This window comes from Geobacillus sp. WSUCF-018B (assembly GCF_002809985.1).
In the GTDB taxonomy this organism is placed as follows: domain Bacteria; phylum Bacillota; class Bacilli; order Bacillales; family Anoxybacillaceae; genus Geobacillus; species Geobacillus thermophilus.
The window spans coordinates 1-1,205 of record NZ_PIJF01000140.1; the positions used below are offsets into that span (position 1 = coordinate 1).

1 protein-coding gene and 1 pseudogene are annotated in these 1,205 nt (G+C 46.9%); both read left to right on the plus strand.

What is annotated here, in order from left to right; translation table 11 throughout:
- Window positions 1-68 precede the first annotated feature (68 nt).
- Window positions 69-953, plus strand: coding sequence for a UTP--glucose-1-phosphate uridylyltransferase GalU (gene galU, locus CV944_RS17030; protein WP_100664574.1), 885 nt, complete (start codon window positions 69-71; stop codon window positions 951-953).
- A 16-nt stretch (window positions 954-969) separates the two neighbouring features.
- Window positions 970-1,205 (plus strand): annotated as a pseudogene (locus tag CV944_RS17815) (hypothetical protein); the annotation flags it as partial.

Consider the following 1,205-nt stretch of genomic DNA (forward strand, 5'->3'; position numbering starts at 1 on the left):
GGAACGCGCATTCCTCTCCCACTTACTCCCTTTGGTCGTTGAAGTGGGAGTCTCCTGCGCGAAATAGGATGAAAAAAGTACGCAAAGCGATCATTCCAGCAGCGGGGCTCGGCACACGATTTTTACCAGCGACAAAAGCGATGCCGAAAGAAATGCTGCCGATTGTTGACAAGCCAACGATTCAATATATCGTCGAAGAAGCGATCGCATCCGGCATCGAAGATATTATCATTGTCACAGGGAAAGGAAAACGCGCCATCGAAGACCATTTCGACATCGCCTTTGAACTTGAACAAAACTTAATTGAAAAAGGCAAATACGACTTACTCGAAAAAGTAAAAGAGCCATCGAAAGTCGACATTCACTACATTCGTCAAAAAGAACCGAAAGGGCTCGGCCACGCCGTCTGGTGCGCGCGCAACTTTATCGGCGACGAACCGTTTGCCGTTCTGCTTGGTGACGACATCGTCCAAGCGGAAACACCGTGCTTAAAGCAATTAATTGACCAATATGAACAAACTCTCAGTTCCGTTATTGGTGTCAAAAGAGTGCCTGATAACGAAACACACCGCTACGGCATCATCGACCCACTCGAACAGCACGGACGCCGCTACCAAGTCCGCCAATTCGTCGAAAAACCAGCACCCGGCACCGCGCCGTCGAACTTGGCGATCATGGGACGATACATCCTCACGCCGGAAATCTTCTTATTCCTTGAAAAACAAGAAGCCGGCGCCGGCGGCGAAATCCAGCTCACCGACGCGATTCAAAAACTGAACGAAATCCAGCGCGTCTTCGCCTACGAATTCGAAGGCAAGCGCTACGACGTCGGAGAAAAGATCGGATTTATTAAGACGACGATTGAGTTTGCGTTGCAGCATGATGAATTAAGAGAAGACCTTATTCAATTCATGGAGAGAGTACTAAATGATCTGAAAGTAGAAGAGAAATAAAAGGAGGACCGGGGAGTTGGCAAAGTCGAATATCGCGCAGGAAGCGGTCGTTTCTAATCAAAGAGTAGAATACACTTCCTTTCAAAGTTTAGAAAATACATCTAAACTATACGCTATTACGAAAAGAACAATCGATATTGTTGGAGCAATCATTGGGGCTGACCCAAAAGTCCGCCAAAAAGCGGACTTTTGGAGTCAGCCCTCTCTGGTTTTTGTATATTTTACCAAACGGAACAAAATTCCGACTCTGTT

Bases quoted from the DNA above. Each gene is read 5' to 3' on its own strand.
- galU (WP_100664574.1), top strand. From the start codon at position 69: ATGAAAAAAGTACGCAAAGCGATCATTCCAGCAGCGGGGCTCGGCACA.